The sequence below is a fragment of the Moritella yayanosii genome (assembly GCF_900465055.1).
Lineage (GTDB): Bacteria > Pseudomonadota > Gammaproteobacteria > Enterobacterales > Moritellaceae > Moritella > Moritella yayanosii.
The window spans coordinates 2,842,833-2,860,857 of record NZ_LS483250.1 but is presented as its reverse complement, the minus strand read 5'-3'; the positions used below and the strand labels follow the sequence as shown (position 1 = coordinate 2,860,857).

Genomic DNA, 18,025 nt, shown 5'->3' with positions numbered 1-18,025 from the left:
AGAGGACATACATGCAGGGTTCTGTAACAGAATTTCTAAGACCAAGACTTGTTGATATTGAGCAAATTAGCTCAACACGTGCCAAGGTAACACTTGAGCCGTTAGAGCGTGGCTTTGGTCACACTCTTGGTAATGCTTTACGTCGAATTCTTCTTTCTTCTATGCCAGGTTGTGCTGTAACAGAAGTTGAGATCGACGGCGTACTCCATGAGTACAGTAGTAAAGAAGGCGTTCAAGAAGATGTTCTTGAAATTATTCTTAACTTGAAAGGTCTTGCAATCAAACTTGAAGGCAAGGACGAAGCGTTATTAACGTTAACTAAGTCAGGTACAGGTCCTGTATTGGCAGGTGACATCACTCATGATGGTGATGTTGAGATTATAAATCCAGAACATGTGATTTGTAATTTAACCGGTCAAGCAGATATCAGTATGCGTATTCGTGTTGAAAAAGGTCGTGGTTACGATCCTGCTTCTACACGAATTCAGTCTGATGATGAAGAGCGTCCTATTGGTCGTTTGCTTGTCGATGCAGCATTCAGCCCTGTAAGCCGTATTGCTTACAATGTTGAAGCCGCTCGCGTAGAGCAACGAACTAACCTTGATAAGTTAGTTATCGATATGGAAACTAATGGAACATTAGATCCTGAAGAAGCTATTCGTCGTGCTGCTACAATTCTGGCTGAACAACTTGATGCTTTCGTTGATCTTCGTGATGTAACGGAACCAGAGCAGAAAGAAGAGAAACCAGAGTTCGATCCGATACTGCTACGTCCTGTTGATGATTTAGAACTTACTGTTCGTTCAGCTAACTGCCTAAAAGCAGAAGCTATTCACTATATTGGTGATCTTGTTCAGCGTACAGAGGTTGAGTTACTTAAAACGCCTAACCTTGGTAAGAAATCTTTAACTGAAATTAAAGATGTTCTAGCTTCACGTGGTTTATCTCTAGGTATGCGCCTAGAAAACTGGCCACCTGCAAGTATTGCGGACGAATAGTAAACACTAATCAAAAGAATTTTGTAAGAAGGATAAGTTCATGCGCCATCGTAAGAGTGGTCGTCAACTAAATCGTAACAGCAGCCACCGTCAGGCTATGTTCCGTAATATGGCATGTTCTTTAGTTAGCCATGAGATCATTAAAACGACTCTGCCTAAAGCTAAAGAATTACGTCGTGTAGTTGAGCCTCTAATTACACTTGCTAAAACGGATAGCGTTGCTAACCGTCGTCTAGCATTTGCACGTACCCGCAGCGATGAAGTTGTTGGTAAACTGTTTAAAGAATTAGGCCCACGTTTCGCAAACCGTTCAGGCGGTTATACTCGAATCTTAAAATGTGGTCTACGTACTGGCGATAAAGCTCCTATGGCTTATATCGAACTAGTAGATCGTCCAGTTGTTGAAGCTGCTGACGAAGAATAAGTTATAAGCCAGGGCTCACGCTCTGGCTTTTTTATTTCTAACGTATCAATTTTTCTTGTATAAATTCTATCTTCTATCTTCTATCTTCTATATTCAGTTCGCTTATCTAAATTATTTTTCTCTTTGTCATACTCTCAATATACCGATAAACTAAATATCTGCATGTTCTCCTAAGATAAATTAGTCTTATTTTTTAACTTCATATGAATCATCGGTAATGAATAGGGATAAAGTAGATCAACGGATTTGTTTTTGAGTATTTGTTTGGTATATGACGTCATCGTTCGTTTTTTAATCTTTTTATTTATTTTTGATTTTTTTAAATTAACCCTTGCCAATGTGATCTATATCTCTATAATGCATCCCACTGACACGGCAACAGCCGCTCAGTATGCTCTTTAACAATTTATTCAAGCAATCTGTGTGAGCACTTGCAGAGATATAATGACCAAATATTATATCAATGTAATTGTGAACATAAACTTAAATCGAAAGATGGTAGTTTTATAAACAATAGAACTTCGGTTTTATTGTTGAAGTACAGAATTCATTGAGCCGACTTAATTGCTTAGGCAATTAGTCAAAAACTTTTAATTGAAGAGTTTGATCATGGCTCAGATTGAACGCTGGCGGTAGGCTTAACACATGCAAGTCGAGCGGAAACGAAGAATAGCTTGCTATTCTGGCGTCGAGCGGCGGACGGGTGAGTAATGCTTGGGAATCTGCCTAGTCGAGGGGGACAACAGTTGGAAACGACTGCTAATACCGCATACGACCTACGGGTGAAAGGGGGCCTCTTCTTGAAAGCTCTCGCGACTAGATGAGCCCAAGTGGGATTAGCTTGTTGGTGAGGTAAGAGCTCACCAAGGCGACGATCCCTAGCTGGTCTGAGAGGATGATCAGCCACACTGGAACTGAGACACGGTCCAGACTCCTACGGGAGGCAGCAGTGGGGAATATTGCACAATGGAGGAAACTCTGATGCAGCCATACCGCGTGTATGAAGAAGGCCTTAGGGTTGTAAAGTACTTTCAGCGAGGAGGAAAGGTGGTGACTTAATACGTTATCACTGTGACGTTACTCGCAGAAGAAGCACCGGCTAACTCCGTGCCAGCAGCCGCGGTAATACGGAGGGTGCGAGCGTTAATCGGAATTACTGGGCGTAAAGCGCATGCAGGCGGTTTGTTAAGCGAGATGTGAAAGCCCCGGGCTCAACCTGGGAACTGCATTTCGAACTGGCAAACTAGAGTTCTTGAGAGGGTGGTAGAATTTCAGGTGTAGCGGTGAAATGCGTAGAGATCTGAAGGAATACCAGTGGCGAAGGCGGCCACCTGGCAAGTAACTGACGCTCAGATGCGAAAGCGTGGGTAGCAAACGGGATTAGATACCCCGGTAGTCCACGCCGTAAACGATGTCTACTCGGAGTTTGGTTCCTTGAGAACTGGGCTCTTAAGCTAACGCATTAAGTAGACCGCCTGGGGAGTACGGCCGCAAGGTTAAAACTCAAATGAATTGACGGGGGCCCGCACAAGCGGTGGAGCATGTGGTTTAATTCGATGCAACGCGAAGAACCTTACCTACTCTTGACATCCATAGAACTTTCCAGAGATGGATTGGTGCCTTCGGGAACTATGAGACAGGTGCTGCATGGCTGTCGTCAGCTCGTGTTGTGAAATGTTGGGTTAAGTCCCGCAACGAGCGCAACCCTTATCCTTATTTGCCAGCACGTAATGGTGGGAACTCTAAGGAGACTGCCGGTGATAAACCGGAGGAAGGTGGGGACGACGTCAAGTCATCATGGCCCTTACGAGTAGGGCTACACACGTGCTACAATGGCGCATACAAAGGGCTGCAAACCAGCAATGGTAAGCGAATCCCACAAAGTGCGTCGTAGTCCGGATTGGGGTCTGCAACTCGACCCCATGAAGTCGGAATCGCTAGTAATCGTGAATCAGAATGTCACGGTGAATACGTTCCCGGGCCTTGTACACACCGCCCGTCACACCATGGGAGTGGGCTGCACCAGAAGTCATTAGCTTAACCTTCGGGAGGGCGATGACCACGGTGTGGTTCATGACTGGGGTGAAGTCGTAACAAGGTAGCCCTAGGGGAACCTGGGGCTGGATCACCTCCTTACGTAAAGTTGTTAATTTTTGTAAGTGTCCACACAAATTGCTTGAATAGAAAATTAAATTGCACGTCTTATGAAAATAAGGCAACGGTTGGGATGAAATCCAACCGTAGAAAGTAAATAGTGTCCTGTTCGTCTAGAGGCCTAGGACACCGCCCTTTCACGGCGGTAACACGAGTTCAAATCTCGTACGGGATACCACTTTTCTTTCTGATTAAAAATCAAAGCTAAGCAGTAATGTTTATCTTTGCTTTTTAGCAAATTGCTCTTTAAAAATTTGGAAAGCTGAATAAATAAAGAAGTTCTTAAAACACGTTATTGCTTTGGCAATAACAATAGAGTGTTCTTGAGTATTCTTGAGGCGAAAAAAACTAGATAATACCTAGTTATTTCAATTGTACGGTCGACTTTAGATTGTATGGTTAAGTGACTAAGCGTATACGGTGGATGCCTAGGCAGTCAGAGGCGATGAAGGACGTGTTAATCTGCGTTAAGCTGTGGGGAGTTGATAAAAAGCATTGATCCACAGATGTCCGAATGGGGGAACCCACCTTACTTTGTAAGGTATCGTAACGTGAATACATAGCGTTACGAAGCGAACCGGGAGAACTGAAACATCTAAGTACCCCGAGGAAAAGAAATCAATAGAGATACCCTTAGTAGCGGCGAGCGAACGGGGTCTAGCCCTTAAGCAGTTTGGAAGTTAATGGAAGGCTCTGGAAAGTGCCACGATACAGGGTGATAGTCCCGTACATGAAAACGACCTTATTGTGAAATCGAGTAGGACGGCACACGTGATATGCTGTTTGAATATGGGAGGACCATCTTCCAAGGCTAAATACTACTGACTGACCGATAGTGAACCAGTACCGTGAGGGAAAGGCGAAAAGAACCCCTGTGAGGGGAGTGAAATAGAACCTGAAACCGTATACGTACAAGCAGTGGGAGCCTACTTTGTTGGGTGACTGCGTACCTTTTGTATAATGGGTCAACGACTTAATTTCAGTAGCAAGGTTAAGCGAATAGCGGAGCCGTAGGGAAACCGAGTGTTAACTGCGCGAATAGTTGCTGGGATTAGACCCGAAACCCGGTGATCTAGCCATGGGCAGGTTGAAGGTTGAGTAACATCAACTGGAGGACCGAACCGACTAATGTTGAAAAATTAGCGGATGACTTGTGGCTGGGGGTGAAAGGCCAATCAAACCGGGAGATAGCTGGTTCTCCTCGAAAGCTATTTAGGTAGCGCCTCGCGTCTAACTATTGGGGGTAGAGCACTGTTAAGGCTAGGGGGTCATCCCGACTTACCAACCCTTTGCAAACTCCGAATACCAATAAGTTCAATCGCGGGAGACACACGGCGGGTGCTAACGTCCGTCGTGGAAAGGGAAACAACCCAGACCGTCAGCTAAGGTCCCAAAGTGTATGTTAAGTGGGAAACGATGTGGAAAGGCTCAGACAGCCAGGAAGTTGGCTTAGAAGCAGCCATCTTTTAAAGAAAGCGTAATAGCTCACTGGTCGAGTCGGTCTGCGCGGAAGATTTAACGGGGCTAAACATACCACCGAAGCTACGGATGCAAAGACGTGTTCTTTGCATGGTAGAGGAGCGTTCTGTAAGCCGTCGAAGGTGAGTTGAGAAGCTTGCTGGAGGTATCAGAAGTGCGAATGTTGACATGAGTAACGATAATGGGGGTGAAAAACCTCCACGCCGAAAGACCAAGGGTTCCTGTCCAACGTTAATCGGGGCAGGGTGAGTCGACTCCTAAGGCGAGGCCGAAAGGCGTAGTCGATGGAAAACAGGTTAATATTCCTGTACTCACTTATATTGCGATGGGGTGACGGAGAAGGTTAGGCTAGCATGGCGATGGTTGTCCATGTTTAAGGTTGTAGGCTGTGTGCTTAGGTAAATCCGGGCGCACTTAAGGCTGAGGACTGATGACGAGTCTCTACGGAGATGAAGTAGTTGATACCCGGCTTCCAGGAAAAACCTCTAAGCTTCAGATATAAGAGAATCGTACCCCAAACCGACACAGGTGGTTAGGTAGAGAATACTAAGGCGCTTGAGAGAACTCGGGTGAAGGAACTAGGCAAAATGGTACCGTAACTTCGGGAGAAGGTACGCCAATGATGGTGAAGGACTTGCTCCGTAAGCTATTGTTGGTCGCAGAGAAATGGTGGCTGCAACTGTTTATTAAAAACACAGCACTGTGCAAAATCGCAAGATGACGTATACGGTGTGACGCCTGCCCGGTGCCGGAAGGTTAATTGATTGGGTTAGACTTAGGTCGAAGCTCATGATCGAAGCCCCGGTAAACGGCGGCCGTAACTATAACGGTCCTAAGGTAGCGAAATTCCTTGTCGGGTAAGTTCCGACCTGCACGAATGGCGTAATGATGGCCACGCTGTCTCCACCCGAGACTCAGTGAAATTGAAATCGCTGTTAAGATGCAGTGTACCCGCGGCTAGACGGAAAGACCCCGTGAACCTTTACTATAGCTTGGCACTGAACATTGAACCTACATGTGTAGGATAGGTGGGAGACTTTGAAGCATTGTCGCTAGATGATGTGGAGTCAACCTTGAAATACCACCCTTGTACGTTTGATGTTCTAACGTAGGCCCCTTATCGGGGTTGCGGACAGTGTCTGGTGGGTAGTTTGACTGGGGCGGTCTCCTCCCAAAGAGTAACGGAGGAGCACGAAGGTTGGCTAAACATGGTTGGACATCATGTGGTTAGTGCAAAGGCATAAGCCAGCTTAACTGCGAGACAGACACGTCGAGCAGGTACGAAAGTAGGTCTTAGTGATCCGGTGGTTCTGAATGGAAGGGCCATCGCTCAACGGATAAAAGGTACTCCGGGGATAACAGGCTGATACCGCCCAAGAGTTCATATCGACGGCGGTGTTTGGCACCTCGATGTCGGCTCATCACATCCTGGGGCTGAAGTTGGTCCCAAGGGTATGGCTGTTCGCCATTTAAAGTGGTACGCGAGCTGGGTTTAGAACGTCGTGAGACAGTTCGGTCCCTATCTGCCGTGGGCGTTTGAGAATTGAGAGGAGCTGCTCCTAGTACGAGAGGACCGGAGTGGACGAACCACTGGTGTTCGGGTTGTCATGCCAATGGCATTGCCCGGTAGCTAAGTTCGGAACTGATAACCGCTGAAAGCATCTAAGCGGGAAGCAGGCCTCGAGATGAGTTCTCACTGGAGCTTTAAGCTCCCTGAAGGGCCGTTGGAGACTACAACGTTGATAGGCAAGGTGTGTAAGTGCTGTGAGGCATTGAGCTAACTTGTACTAATTACCCGTGAGGCTTAACCATACAAATTAAAGTATGATTAATTGAAATTTTGACTTAAGAATAGATTGAACGCACTATTTATCGCAAGATAGGTTTTAAAGACTTCTTTATTTATAGCTTTTCAGATTAACAATAGAAATTAATTTTCTTATAGAAAGCAAACCAGATTTGCTTGGTGACCATAGTGTTGCGGCCCCACCTGATCCCATCCCGAACTCAGAAGTGAAACGTAATAACGCCGATGGTAGTGTGGGGTCTCCCCATGTGAGAGTAGGGCATTGCCAAGCGCCATTTTTATTCAAGACGAAGTCTTGGGTAAACAAGAATAGACTGATGGAAACATTAGCACAGATTGTGCGGAGTGGTAGTTCAGTTGGTTAGAATACCGGCCTGTCACGCCGGGGGTCGCGGGTTCGAGTCCCGTCCACTCCGCCAACAACAACGAAAGCCTGAATCGAAAGATGCAGGTTTTTTTTGTGCCTGAAATTCAGTGGTAAAGTACCGAACAGATTGTGCGGAGCGGTAATTCAGTTGGTTCGACTTGTTATAAAAAGACAAGCGGCCTGTCACACCGGGTGTCGCGGGTTGTGGTTTATAGATAGCCGTCCGCTCTTTCTCTTTGCCAATAACAACGAAAGCCTGAATCGAAAGATGCAGGTTTTTTTTGTGCCTGAAATTCAGTGGTAAAGTACCGAACAGATTGTGCGGAGCGGTAATTCAGTTGGTTCGACTTGTTATAAAAAGACAAGCGGCCTGTCACACCGGGTGTCGCGGGTTGTGGTTTATAGATAGCCGTCCACTTTTTCTCTTTGCCAACAAACAACGAAAGCCTGAATCGAAAGATGCAGGTTTTTTTTGTGCCTGAAATTCAATGTTAAAGTACCGAACAGATTGCGCGGAGCGGTAATTCAGTTGGTTCGACTTGTTATAAAAAGACAAGCGGCCTGTCACTCCGGGTGTCGAGGGTTGTGGTTTATAGATAGCCGTCATTAAGATATTTGGATACCTACTTATTGACACTGGTGCGACTGACTTTTAAGAAATTTGCTATTTCAGTTCTGTTTTTACCATCAACAAAATGTGAGACCGCAAGTAAGCGAATTCGCATTCTGGCATTCGATGTGGAAGTAATTATTTTATAAAAATCATGATCCATATGTACTTTTGAGACATATATTAGATCATAAAATTAAAGGAATTGATATAAATTGCTTGGCAGCCTGAGTAATATTCATTGTGTACTTAAGTATATTCCCTGGGGTACAAAATGATAATTGAGTTAGCTCATGAATGATGTGTATCAAGCATCATGAAAACGTAATTGATTAGGGTGGACGCCATCGAGTGATGTTGCCATTAGCACTATCTGATAGCGTATTAAATTAGACGCAAGTAATATGCCGCATAACGCTTGCTTAATGAGTTCATCTTGTCGTCTGAAACTTCGAATCACTTCATATTGAGTGTTCTTTTAAAGCGGAATTAACCAGTGACGCATCTCACCCGTTGTTTGCCAACGATGTAACAAAGCTAATGAATAAAAGCCTCGGTCGAATAATGCCTGCTGTGATCAGGGGTATTATCAATTAATCCTAAGGCAAGATTTATCTCGTTAACTTCAACGCTATCAAACCACTGTTTGTTAATAAATGGCTCGTTAGCGCCATCGGACATACAATCGACGCCTAATAAATTTAATCCACATCAGTTTTCATGGTTAGCAGATTGATGCCATTGTTTTTGGGTTTGCTGAAAGACAGATTCAATGACTTTACTTCCTAGTTTTTTTCGTGCTCGCGTGCCGGTATTAGAGGCTACATACGGCATACCACTTTTTTTGGGGGGGTAGCAATGTTTTTCGTTTAAATGATAAAGACTGTTAATATCAGCGCTTTTAGTTTTATCTAGGAGTACGTTTTCATATTTATGTCGCAAAAACCAACATGTCGTTTTTTCTATATTGCATAGTGAGTTAGGATGCTCCACAATTCCAGTAGGTTCTTAGTTTGGAGTTACCGTGTTTAATCTTTATCATTCGAATCAATTAGATATTTTAAAAGAGCTAATGGCGCACTTTATTGCGAAAGATCCACTTGCCGACCCTTTTGTCGAAGAGCAAATTTTGGTGCAAAGTCCAGGTATGGCGCAATGGGTTAAAATGGAGTTGGCAAAGTCGATGGGTATATCGGCTAATATTACCTTTCCATTACCTGCTTCCTTTATTTGGAAGATGTTCCAAAAGGTATTGCCTGATATTCCCGACAAAAGTGCATTTAATAAAGAGGCGATGTCTTGGAAGTTAATGCTAATCCTGCCTGAGTTGTTAGTACTGCCTGAATTTGCATCGTTAAAGCATTATTTAGCGGATGATCAAGATGATTACCGTCTATTTCAACTCTGCCAAAAAATATCGGATACGTTTGATCAATATTTAGTGTACCGACCTGAGTGGATCGCTGGATGGGAAGGGGGTGATAATATGCATGCCGATACACATCCTTGGCAGCCTTTACTATGGCGTGAATTAGTCGCTAAAACAGAAGCGTTGGGCCAATCTCATTATCACCGTGCCAATTTATATGATCAATTTATCGCGCGTCTGAATAGTTCAACTTTTGATGCCAAGCTGTTACCTGAACGTATATTTGTATTCGGGGTATCGGCATTACCACCGCGTTATTTAGATGCATTACAAGCACTTGGTATGCATACTGAAATACATTTTATGCTATCGAACCCTTGCCGTTTGTACTGGGGTGATCTGATAGACCCTAAATGGCTGTTAAAGCAACGTACTATGGTTAATCATAACAATGAAACTCTTGGTATGAGTGATAAGGTGAGTGCTAATGATGAACAAACCGTTCGCGCTCTCTTTGATGAAGATGATACATTTAAAGTGGGCAATCCACTACTCGCGTCTATGGGTAAACTGGGTCGCGATAATTTAGCGTTATTGACGGGTTTTGGCTGCCAGGAGTTAGATGTTTTTGTGGAACCAACCGATGATGGGCTACTTGCAAGTATTCAGCGCGATATTTTAGATTTGGTTGATCGCAGTATGGCAGAGTTTGATGTTTCGCTACAGGATGATAATGCGCGCGATAGTCGTTATAAACTCCCGATTAATCCTGCAGACACTTCACTTGAACTGCACAGCTGTCATAGCCCAATGCGTGAAATAGAAGTATTACATAATAATTTGCTCACTATGTTTTCGGAAAATCCAGATCTTAATCCCCGAGATGTGGTTATCATGATGCCTGATGTAAATGGTTACAGTCCTTATATCCAAGCGGTGTTTGGTGCGATGGACCGTTATGATGAACGGTATATTCCGTTTTCTATCTCAGATAGTGGCGCACAGTATGATAATCTTATTTTACTCAGCTTTTTACAATTACTGGCGTTACCTTTATCGCGTTGTAACGTATCTGAATTACTGTCGTTATTGGAAGTACCTGCGGTATTGGCGCGTTTTGCTATTACGTCTGATGAGTTTAATCGATTACGTCAATGGATTGATGAATCTGGTATTCGCTGGGGCTTAGATGAAGATGATGCAACTCGTTTTGATTTACCGGGGATGAAACAAAATACTTGGTTATTTGGCTTACACCGTATGTTGCTCGGTTACGCTTATGGTGGTGACGATATTTATCAAGGCATATTGCCTTATCAAGAAGTGCAGGGGATTGAAGCCGAACTACTGGGTAAATTGGCTCACTTTATTGAAGCATTATTAGATAGTCTTACCTCATTACAAGATCCGAAATCGATAGCAGACTGGATCAAGTTAGGTAACACGCTGATAGATAATTTTTATAAAATTGATGTGGATGATGAGCAATCAATAAAAATGATCCGAGATGCTTTTTCACATTTAGATGAGCAATTAAACAGTGCTCGTTATGACAAACACATCACTCCGTTAGTATTACGTCATTATTTAAATAATGCGTTATCACAAGTGAGTGCCAGTCAAAAATTTCTTGCGGGTCAAGTTAATTTTTGTACCCTAATGCCGATGCGTTCAATTCCGTTTAAAGTTATCTGCTTGCTCGGTATGAATGATGGTGTTTATCCACGCTCAATTCCGCCAATGGGTTTTGATTTAATGGCCAATGATCTTAAACAAGGTGATCGTAGCCGTCGTGATGATGATCGCTATTTATTTTTGGAAGCGCTCATTTCAGCCCAAAGTAAATTATATATTAGCTATATTGGCAGTAGTATTCGTGATAAGAGTGAGCGTCTACCGTCTGTGTTGATCACGGAGTTATTACAATATTGCCAGCAAAGTTTTTGTATTTCCGGTGATGAGGGTCTATCTCCTGATGAGTCTGCGGCACAATTACTGACGCATTTAATCCAACATCATGCTTTACAGCCATTCGATGCACGCTATTTTAATCCGCAAGCACCTTGCTCTTTTGTTAAAGAGTGGTTACCTGCGTTAGCCCCTGTTGTGGAGTTAAGACAATTTCTTACTGAGCCTTTACCTGCGCTAATATCCAATGATGATATGCAAGAGGTTGAGCTAGCTGAACTATTACGTTTTTACCGGCATCCGACTAAGTATTTCTTTAATCGACGTTTAAAAGTTTATTTTAATCAAGCCAGCCTTGATGTGCTGGATGACGAACCATTTGATGTCGATAACCTAGAAAAATATCATCTTAAAGCGCAATTACTGGAAACCGAATTGATGGGCGGCGACATTAGTCTGGTGACGGAACGTTTGGTTGCATCAGGTAGTCTTCCTCTTGGACGTTTTGGAAAAATTTCATTAGATAAAGAAGTCATTACTGTTAATCAGCTTGCTCAGGTATTAATGCCGTTATTAACCAATAGTAATGAGGATCTCGAAGTCGACATTCCTTTGGTTTCAGGGCGTTTAGTGGGTTGGTTAAAACACATATATAACGGTGGTTTAGTACGACATAAACCGAGTGGCTTTAATGGTAAAGATTATCTGCAAGTTTGGTTAGAACATTTATGTTTCTGTATTAGCATTAAAAACCCAGCAGCGACCACGCTTGTCCACTTAACGGCGGGTAAACCTGTTGTGCAACGACTTAGAGTTATTGAGCAGTCTCGGGCGAGAGAATTGCTGTTTCAATTACTTGAGGTTTATAACGATGGCAGCTGTCAGCCTTTGGCGTTATTCCCTAAAACTGGTTGGGGTTGGGCAAAAACCAAATGTACATCTGCAGAGCCTGATGATTATAAATTAAGATCGGAAGCCGTATTGAATTTTGAAGGTGGTTATAACCGTATGGGCGAAAATGCCGATGACTATTTACAACGTAGTTTTCCCCGCTTAAATGATGAGGTATATAAATTAATGTCAACATTCTCTGAGTCGGTGTTATTTCCAATATTTGAATACCTAGAGGATGTCGAATAATGGCTGACGTAAATATTCTTAATGCGATGACGTTCCCCCTCTATGGTGAACGCCTGATCGAAGCATCTGCCGGTACTGGTAAAACCTTTACCATTGCCAGTTTATATTTGCGCTTATTATTAGGGCATGGCGGCGAGAATGCTTATAACAAAGAAGGTCAAATTGAAGCATTAAATGTCGACCAAATATTGGTAGTCACATTTACAGAAGCGGCAACGGCGGAATTACGCGATCGTATTCGGGCTCGTATTCATCAAGCACGTATTGCCTTTAGTATTGGCTATAGTAATGATCCGGTGATTTGTTTGTTACTGACTGATACTAATGAGCTGGATTATGCACGTTGTGCCAAATCATTATTGGCTGCAGAAAGACAGATGGATGAAGCGGCTATTTATACCATTCATGGATTTTGTCAGCGTATGCTGAAGCAAAATGCATTTGAGTCCGGGGCATTATTTGAAAGCGAATTTATTACCGATGAATCGCAGCTAAAATTTAATGCCATTGCTGATTTTTGGCGTAGTCATTTTTATCGTTATAAAGACGGTATGATTGATATGGTGCATAGCTTTTGGTCATCACCACAAGCATTGCTGCACGATATTTCTGGGTATTTATCTAATACCAATATCGAGTTTATTGCTAAAACCTGCAGCGATGATATTGAGCTGGATTACGATAAATTAATTTCATCTATTCAACAGGTCAAAGACGCATGGCTAGAAAATGCCCATGAGCTCAGTGAATTAATTAAAGCGGGTAACTTGAATGGCAACAGTTATCGTGTTGCTAGCGTGGCAAAGTGGCTAAATGAGATGCTGAGCTGGTCGCAATCAGAAACCAAGCAAAATGATTTACCCGATAGTATCGTTAAATTTTCCCAGCATGTTTTAACCACTAAAACTAAAAAAGGCAAACAAGCGCCAGAGCACGCAGTGTTCAGCGATATTGAAGTCTTGCTAGAGCAGCCATTATCACTTAAAGATTGCTTTATTGTTAAAGCGGTTGAGTACGTGCGTGCGCGGGTGATTAAAACCAAAAATCAATCACAATTATTGTCGTTTGATGATCTGTTGTCGGGATTATCTGCAGCATTAGTAGGCGAGCAAGCCGCGAGTTTGGCTGAATGTATTCGCAGTCAATATCCGGTTGCCATGATTGATGAATTCCAAGATACCGATCAACAGCAATACGATATCTTTAATACTATCTACGGAAATCAAGATGGTGCGGGTTTATTTATGATTGGCGATCCGAAGCAAGCTATTTATAGTTTCCGTGGTGCGGATATTTTTACTTATATGCAAGCCCGTAAAAATGTTGATGATCATTACACCTTAGCCAAAAATTGGCGTTCTTCGACAGCGATGGTCAGTGCGGTAAACCGTGTTTTTGAACATGCCAATAAGCCTTTCATTTATGAAGACAGTATTAGTTTTCAGCCGGTTGAATCGCAAGGTAAAAGTAAACCTTTGTTATTGAATGGTGTTGAGCCGGCTGCGTTGCAGCTTTGGTTGCACGAAGAAGAAGGTCAGAAAAATATGACCAAGGGCCTATATCAACAAGTCTACGCCAAAGCGACGGCTAATCAGATCTCGACATTATTAACAGATGCACAGCAAGGTAACGCGATGTTATCGGGTCGGGCAGTTAAAGCGGGGGATATTGCTATTCTGGTGCGTACGGGGGCTGAAGCGAAATTAGTCCGCGACCAGCTTGATGCTTTATCTATCCCTAGTGTGTATATGTCGAACCGTGACAGTGTATTTGCTACCCGTGAAGCCCGCGAGTTGTATCATATTTTCGCGGCTATGTTGAACCCTGAAGATGAGGGGTTATTGCGGGCAGCATTAGCGACCGCTATTTTTGAGAAACCTGCGATTGAGCTAGACCAACTGAGTAATGATGAAAAAGTCTGGGAACAAACTGTTGCCGAATTTAAGCAATATCAAAAGACCCTACAGTGGAAAGGTTTCTTACCGGCATTAAGATTATTGCTTAATCAACAGAATATTGCCGCGATTATGCTCTCTGGTCAAGGTGGTGACCGACGTTTAACGGATGTGTTACATTTGGGTGAATTACTGCAAGAAGCAAGCTTAGAATTGGATGGCGAGTATAGTCTATTCCGCTGGTTTGGTGAAAAAATTGAAAACCCAAATAGTGATGCACAAGAGCAGTTGGTTCGTTTAGAAAGTGAAGCCGATCTCGTACAGGTAGTGACGATCCACAAATCAAAAGGGTTGGAATATAATTTAGTATTTCTGCCATTTATTTGCGCGACACGACAAGCGTCAACGCCACTTTATCATCAGGATGGTCATACTTATGTACATCTTGATTTAGATGATGAAGAGGCGTTAGAGGCAGCGAAAGAACAAGCCGATCAAGAACGTCTTGCTGAAGATCTACGACTGTTATATGTGGCATTAACGCGGGGTGTTTATGCGACTTGGCTAGGCTTAGGTGCGGTTAAAATTGGTAATTCTCATAACAAAATGCACTTAAATGCGATGGGCTATTTATTACAGCAAGGTGCAGAATGTAAAGACACTGAATTTAAAGCCTGTGTCGAAAAACTTGCAGAACAGCAGACTTGTGTTGCTGTAGTGCCTCCACCGTTAGCGGCGGTAGATGCTTATCAACCCATCGTTGCACCCCCTGTGGTTTATCAAGCTAAGACAATGACCAATCCGATTAGTAAAAACTGGTGGGTAACGAGTTATTCTGCATTGTCTCGCCATAGCCATGGTAATCGTCATTCTAATTATGACGCATCGCTGGAATTGCCGGGCTTCGATGCCGAAGTGGATCCCGAAAAAGAAGATGAACAAGAAGTCAGTTGGGATATTTTTAGTTTCCCGCGTGGTGCTGCGGCCGGTACCTTATTACATACGGTGTTTGAGCACATTGATTTTGCCAATGTTGACGAGGACATGCTCACCGAGCAAATATTACAACTGCTTGAGCGTGAAGGCTATGACCTAGCTTGGTTACCGGTATTACTTAAACTGGTTAATCAGGTATTAGACTGCCCATTACAGGATGGTTTTAGTTTACGTCAATTAACGCCAACCCAGAAAAAAGTGGAGATGGAATTTTTCATGCCGATTTCATCGCTTAACTGTGATGATTTAAATACCTTGATAAAGCAGCATGATGGCCTTTCTCAGCAAGCTGGTGAGCTTGATTTTCAACAAGTCAGCGGCATGTTAAAAGGCTTTATCGATTTGGTGTTCGTTTATGAAGGGCGTTATTACGTACTGGATTATAAGTCTAACCATTTAGGTGACAGCCAAGCGGATTATACCTGTGATGCGATTAATCAGGTGATGGTTGAACACCGATATGAACTGCAGTACCAGCTGTATACCTTAGCGTTACACCGTTTCTTACGCTCACGTATTCCAGATTATAACTATGAACAACATTTCGGTGGGGTTTATTATTTGTTCTTACGTGGCATGCAAGTCGAAACGGGTAATCAATATGGCGTATTTTTTACTAAACCATCACTCGACTTTGTTATGCAGTTAGATGACTTATTTTTAGGAGAACTCGCATCATGAGTGTACTTCATTGTCTCAAAGAATTAGCCAACGAAAATAAAATTCGTCAATTGGATTACCAGTTTGCTCGTTTTATCAGTAATTATGAATCTGATCCCGCTATTATTTTATTGGCGTGCTTAACCAGTTATCAATTGGGTAAAGGGCACGTCTGTATTGATTTAACAAACATAGACACCAACGCGTTATTTGATTTGAAGTTAACACGTTCACATTTATTACTGGCTGAGGTCCCTAGTCGTAGCAATACTTGGCCGACATTATTAGCAAATTCAGCAGTGGTCGGTGAGTCGGCTCCGCTACAGTTTGTGAGCGATGCCAATAAATTATATTTGCAACGCTACTGGGCTTACGAGTTACAAGTGGCGGAGCAATTAAAAGGCTTAGCAAAACAAAGTCAGCAACCCGATTTAAGCGCTAGTCTAAATCGTTTATTCAAACGTGATTATGGTTTTCTATTTCCTATTTTAGCGAAAGAACGAGAAGTCAATTTTAGTGCGCAAACATTTGTGGCTAAATATCTCGATGTGGTGAAGAAAGGTCGAATTAGTTGGCAAGATGTTGAGCAGGTACTACTCACGGCTAAAAATGCTCAAGAATTACATGCCTTAGATAGTTTAATACCAGAAGCATACTGCTTAAACTGGCAAAAATTATCGGTGGCGGTTGCTGCGACGCGTCACTTTTCAGTTATCTCCGGGGGACCGGGCACAGGTAAAACCACCACAGTAACCAAGTTATTAGCGTTATTAATTGAACAGGGTTTACTGCTTCAGCAAGCGTTAACCATTAAACTTGTTGCGCCAACGGGTAAAGCGGCTGCACGGTTGACTGAATCGATAGCGGGTGCCAAAGGTAAACTCGATTTACCCGTTAACGTTGCCGACCTGATTCCAGAACAAGCGGGGACGATACACAGATTGTTAGGCGTGATCCCGAATCGACAAGCATTTCGGCATAATAAAGAGAACCCCTTACATCTTGATGTATTGGTGGTTGATGAAGCCTCGATGGTGGATTTGCCGCTAATGGCAAAGTTGTTGGCGGCATTACCATCGCATGCACGCTTGATATTGTTGGGCGATAAAGATCAGCTTGCTTCGGTAGAAGCGGGTTCGGTATTGGCGGATATTTGTGCCTATGCCGAATCCGGTTATTCGGCAGAGCAGGTTAACTGGCTATCGAAGATCACTGACTATGAGCTGAGTCAATATCAAACCTCTGATGCAACAGCGATTTATGACAGTTTGTGTTTATTACGTAAGAGTTATCGTTTTGATGCCGAATCCGGTATTGGCTGTTTAGCTGGCGCGGTGAATCGAGGTGATCTGAATGAGTTTGATCGTGTTTGGGAAAATCAGCACGATGATATTCACTTACACCCGTTATCGGCAGAAACTTACGACGCGCTAATCACTATGGCGAAGCAAGGTTATCAAGATTATCTGGCTAAGGTAGTGGTATCACCGAGCGAAGATGAAGCTAAGTCAATATTACGCAGTTTTAATGATTTTCAAATTCTAACGGCGATCAGAGAGGGTGACTTCGGAGTACATGGTTTAAATCAACGCATCGAAAAGGCGCTGCAGTCGGCACGTAAGATCCGTAAAAATCAGTCTGAATGGTATGCGGGTAGACCGATTATGATCACCAATAACGATCATGGCCTCGGTTTATACAATGGTGATATTGGCATTTGCATGCAAGATGACGATGAGCGTATGCGGGTTTATTTTGAAATGGCGGACGGTCATGTGCAGTCTTTTCTACCCAGTCGATTGCCGCCACATCAAACTGTCTTTGCCATGACCATCCATAAATCGCAGGGCTCTGAATTTAGACATACGGTAATGATACTACCAAATCGTTTTAATCCGGTGCTGACCAGAGAGCTAGTTTATACCGGTATTACCCGTGCAAAAGAAAAGCTAGATATATTTACTAACGTCACGGTGCTGAAAAAAGCGATTAAATTACGTACGGAACGGGTGAGTGGATTAATGGCATTACTCAATCAAGATTGATGGATCGTAGATTTAGACCCTAGATTATCATTTATCCTAAAAAGGCACTGCTTTGTTATCGATTTTGCAAATATACAGTTAAAAAGTTAGCGTTTGATCACATTTATACCTAACTTGCTGTGTTATCTTCGCCGCGTTTTTTCGTTAACGTATAATATATTGCTTATGGCCTT

5 protein-coding genes, 2 tRNA genes, 3 rRNA genes and 1 pseudogene are annotated in these 18,025 nt (G+C 43.1%); 10 read left to right on the top strand and 1 reads right to left on the bottom strand.

From position 1 onward, the window contains the following. The first annotated feature begins 11 nt into the window (after positions 1–11). The 7 genes from MORIYA_RS13185 to MORIYA_RS13155 all read left to right on the top strand — a co-directional run bounded on the left by MORIYA_RS13185 (position 12) and on the right by MORIYA_RS13155 (position 7,281). Positions 12–998 carry a DNA-directed RNA polymerase subunit alpha gene (locus MORIYA_RS13185; protein ID WP_112715864.1) on the top strand — a complete coding sequence of 329 codons (987 nt, stop codon included), beginning with the start codon at positions 12–14 and terminating at the stop codon, positions 996–998. Positions 999–1,038: 40 nt separating this feature from the next. Next, positions 1,039–1,422 carry a 50S ribosomal protein L17 gene (rplQ, locus tag MORIYA_RS13180; RefSeq protein ID WP_006034546.1) on the top strand — a complete coding sequence of 128 codons (384 nt, stop codon included), beginning with the start codon at positions 1,039–1,041 and terminating at the stop codon, positions 1,420–1,422. A 591-nt stretch (positions 1,423–2,013) separates the two neighbouring features. Continuing rightward, a 16S ribosomal RNA gene (locus MORIYA_RS13175) occupies positions 2,014–3,558 on the top strand. A 120-nt stretch (positions 3,559–3,678) separates the two neighbouring features. Next, positions 3,679–3,754 (top strand) — tRNA-Glu (locus MORIYA_RS13170). 219 nt (positions 3,755–3,973) lie between these two features. Beyond that, a 23S ribosomal RNA gene (locus MORIYA_RS13165) occupies positions 3,974–6,867 on the top strand. A 150-nt stretch (positions 6,868–7,017) separates the two neighbouring features. Next, positions 7,018–7,133 (top strand): 5S ribosomal RNA (gene rrf / locus MORIYA_RS13160). Together the 16S, 23S and 5S rRNA genes with 2 tRNA genes alongside form the textbook arrangement of a ribosomal RNA operon. A gap of 71 nt (positions 7,134–7,204) precedes the next feature. Further along, a tRNA-Asp gene (locus MORIYA_RS13155) sits at positions 7,205–7,281 on the top strand. A 577-nt stretch (positions 7,282–7,858) separates the two neighbouring features. On the opposite strand, the pseudogene MORIYA_RS21815 reads toward MORIYA_RS13155, so the two are convergent. Further along, a pseudogene (locus tag MORIYA_RS21815) lies at positions 7,859–8,002 on the bottom strand (IS630 family transposase); the annotation flags it as partial. 861 nt (positions 8,003–8,863) lie between these two features. On the opposite strand from MORIYA_RS21815, the gene recC reads away from it, so the two are divergent. Genes recC through recD form a run of 3 tightly spaced genes read left to right on the top strand, consistent with a single transcriptional unit; the run spans position 8,864 to position 17,852 of the window. Next, complete coding sequence (gene recC, locus MORIYA_RS13150) at positions 8,864–12,256, top strand: exodeoxyribonuclease V subunit gamma (RefSeq protein ID WP_112715862.1); 3,393 nt, start codon at positions 8,864–8,866, stop codon at positions 12,254–12,256. Continuing rightward, entirely contained in the window at positions 12,256–15,828 is a 3,573-nt protein-coding gene (gene recB / locus MORIYA_RS13145; protein WP_112715860.1) for an exodeoxyribonuclease V subunit beta, read from the top strand. The genes recC and recB overlap by 1 nt, the downstream gene beginning before the upstream one ends. Continuing rightward, a complete protein-coding gene (recD, locus tag MORIYA_RS13140; protein ID WP_112715858.1) occupies positions 15,825–17,852 on the top strand; it encodes an exodeoxyribonuclease V subunit alpha in 2,028 nt (675 codons plus the stop codon). The genes recB and recD overlap by 4 nt, the downstream gene beginning before the upstream one ends. The last annotated feature ends 173 nt before the right edge of the window (positions 17,853–18,025 follow it).

What these genes read in the sequence shown, in the direction of transcription:
- recB (WP_112715860.1), top strand. Translation starts at nt 12,256, where the DNA reads ATGGCTGACGTAAATATTCTTAATGCGATGACGTTCCCCCTCTATGGT.
- rplQ (WP_006034546.1), top strand. Translation starts at nt 1,039, where the DNA reads ATGCGCCATCGTAAGAGTGGTCGTCAACTAAATCGTAACAGCAGCCAC.
- MORIYA_RS13185 (WP_112715864.1), top strand. Translation starts at nt 12, where the DNA reads ATGCAGGGTTCTGTAACAGAATTTCTAAGACCAAGACTTGTTGATATT.
- recD (WP_112715858.1), top strand. Translation starts at nt 15,825, where the DNA reads ATGAGTGTACTTCATTGTCTCAAAGAATTAGCCAACGAAAATAAAATT.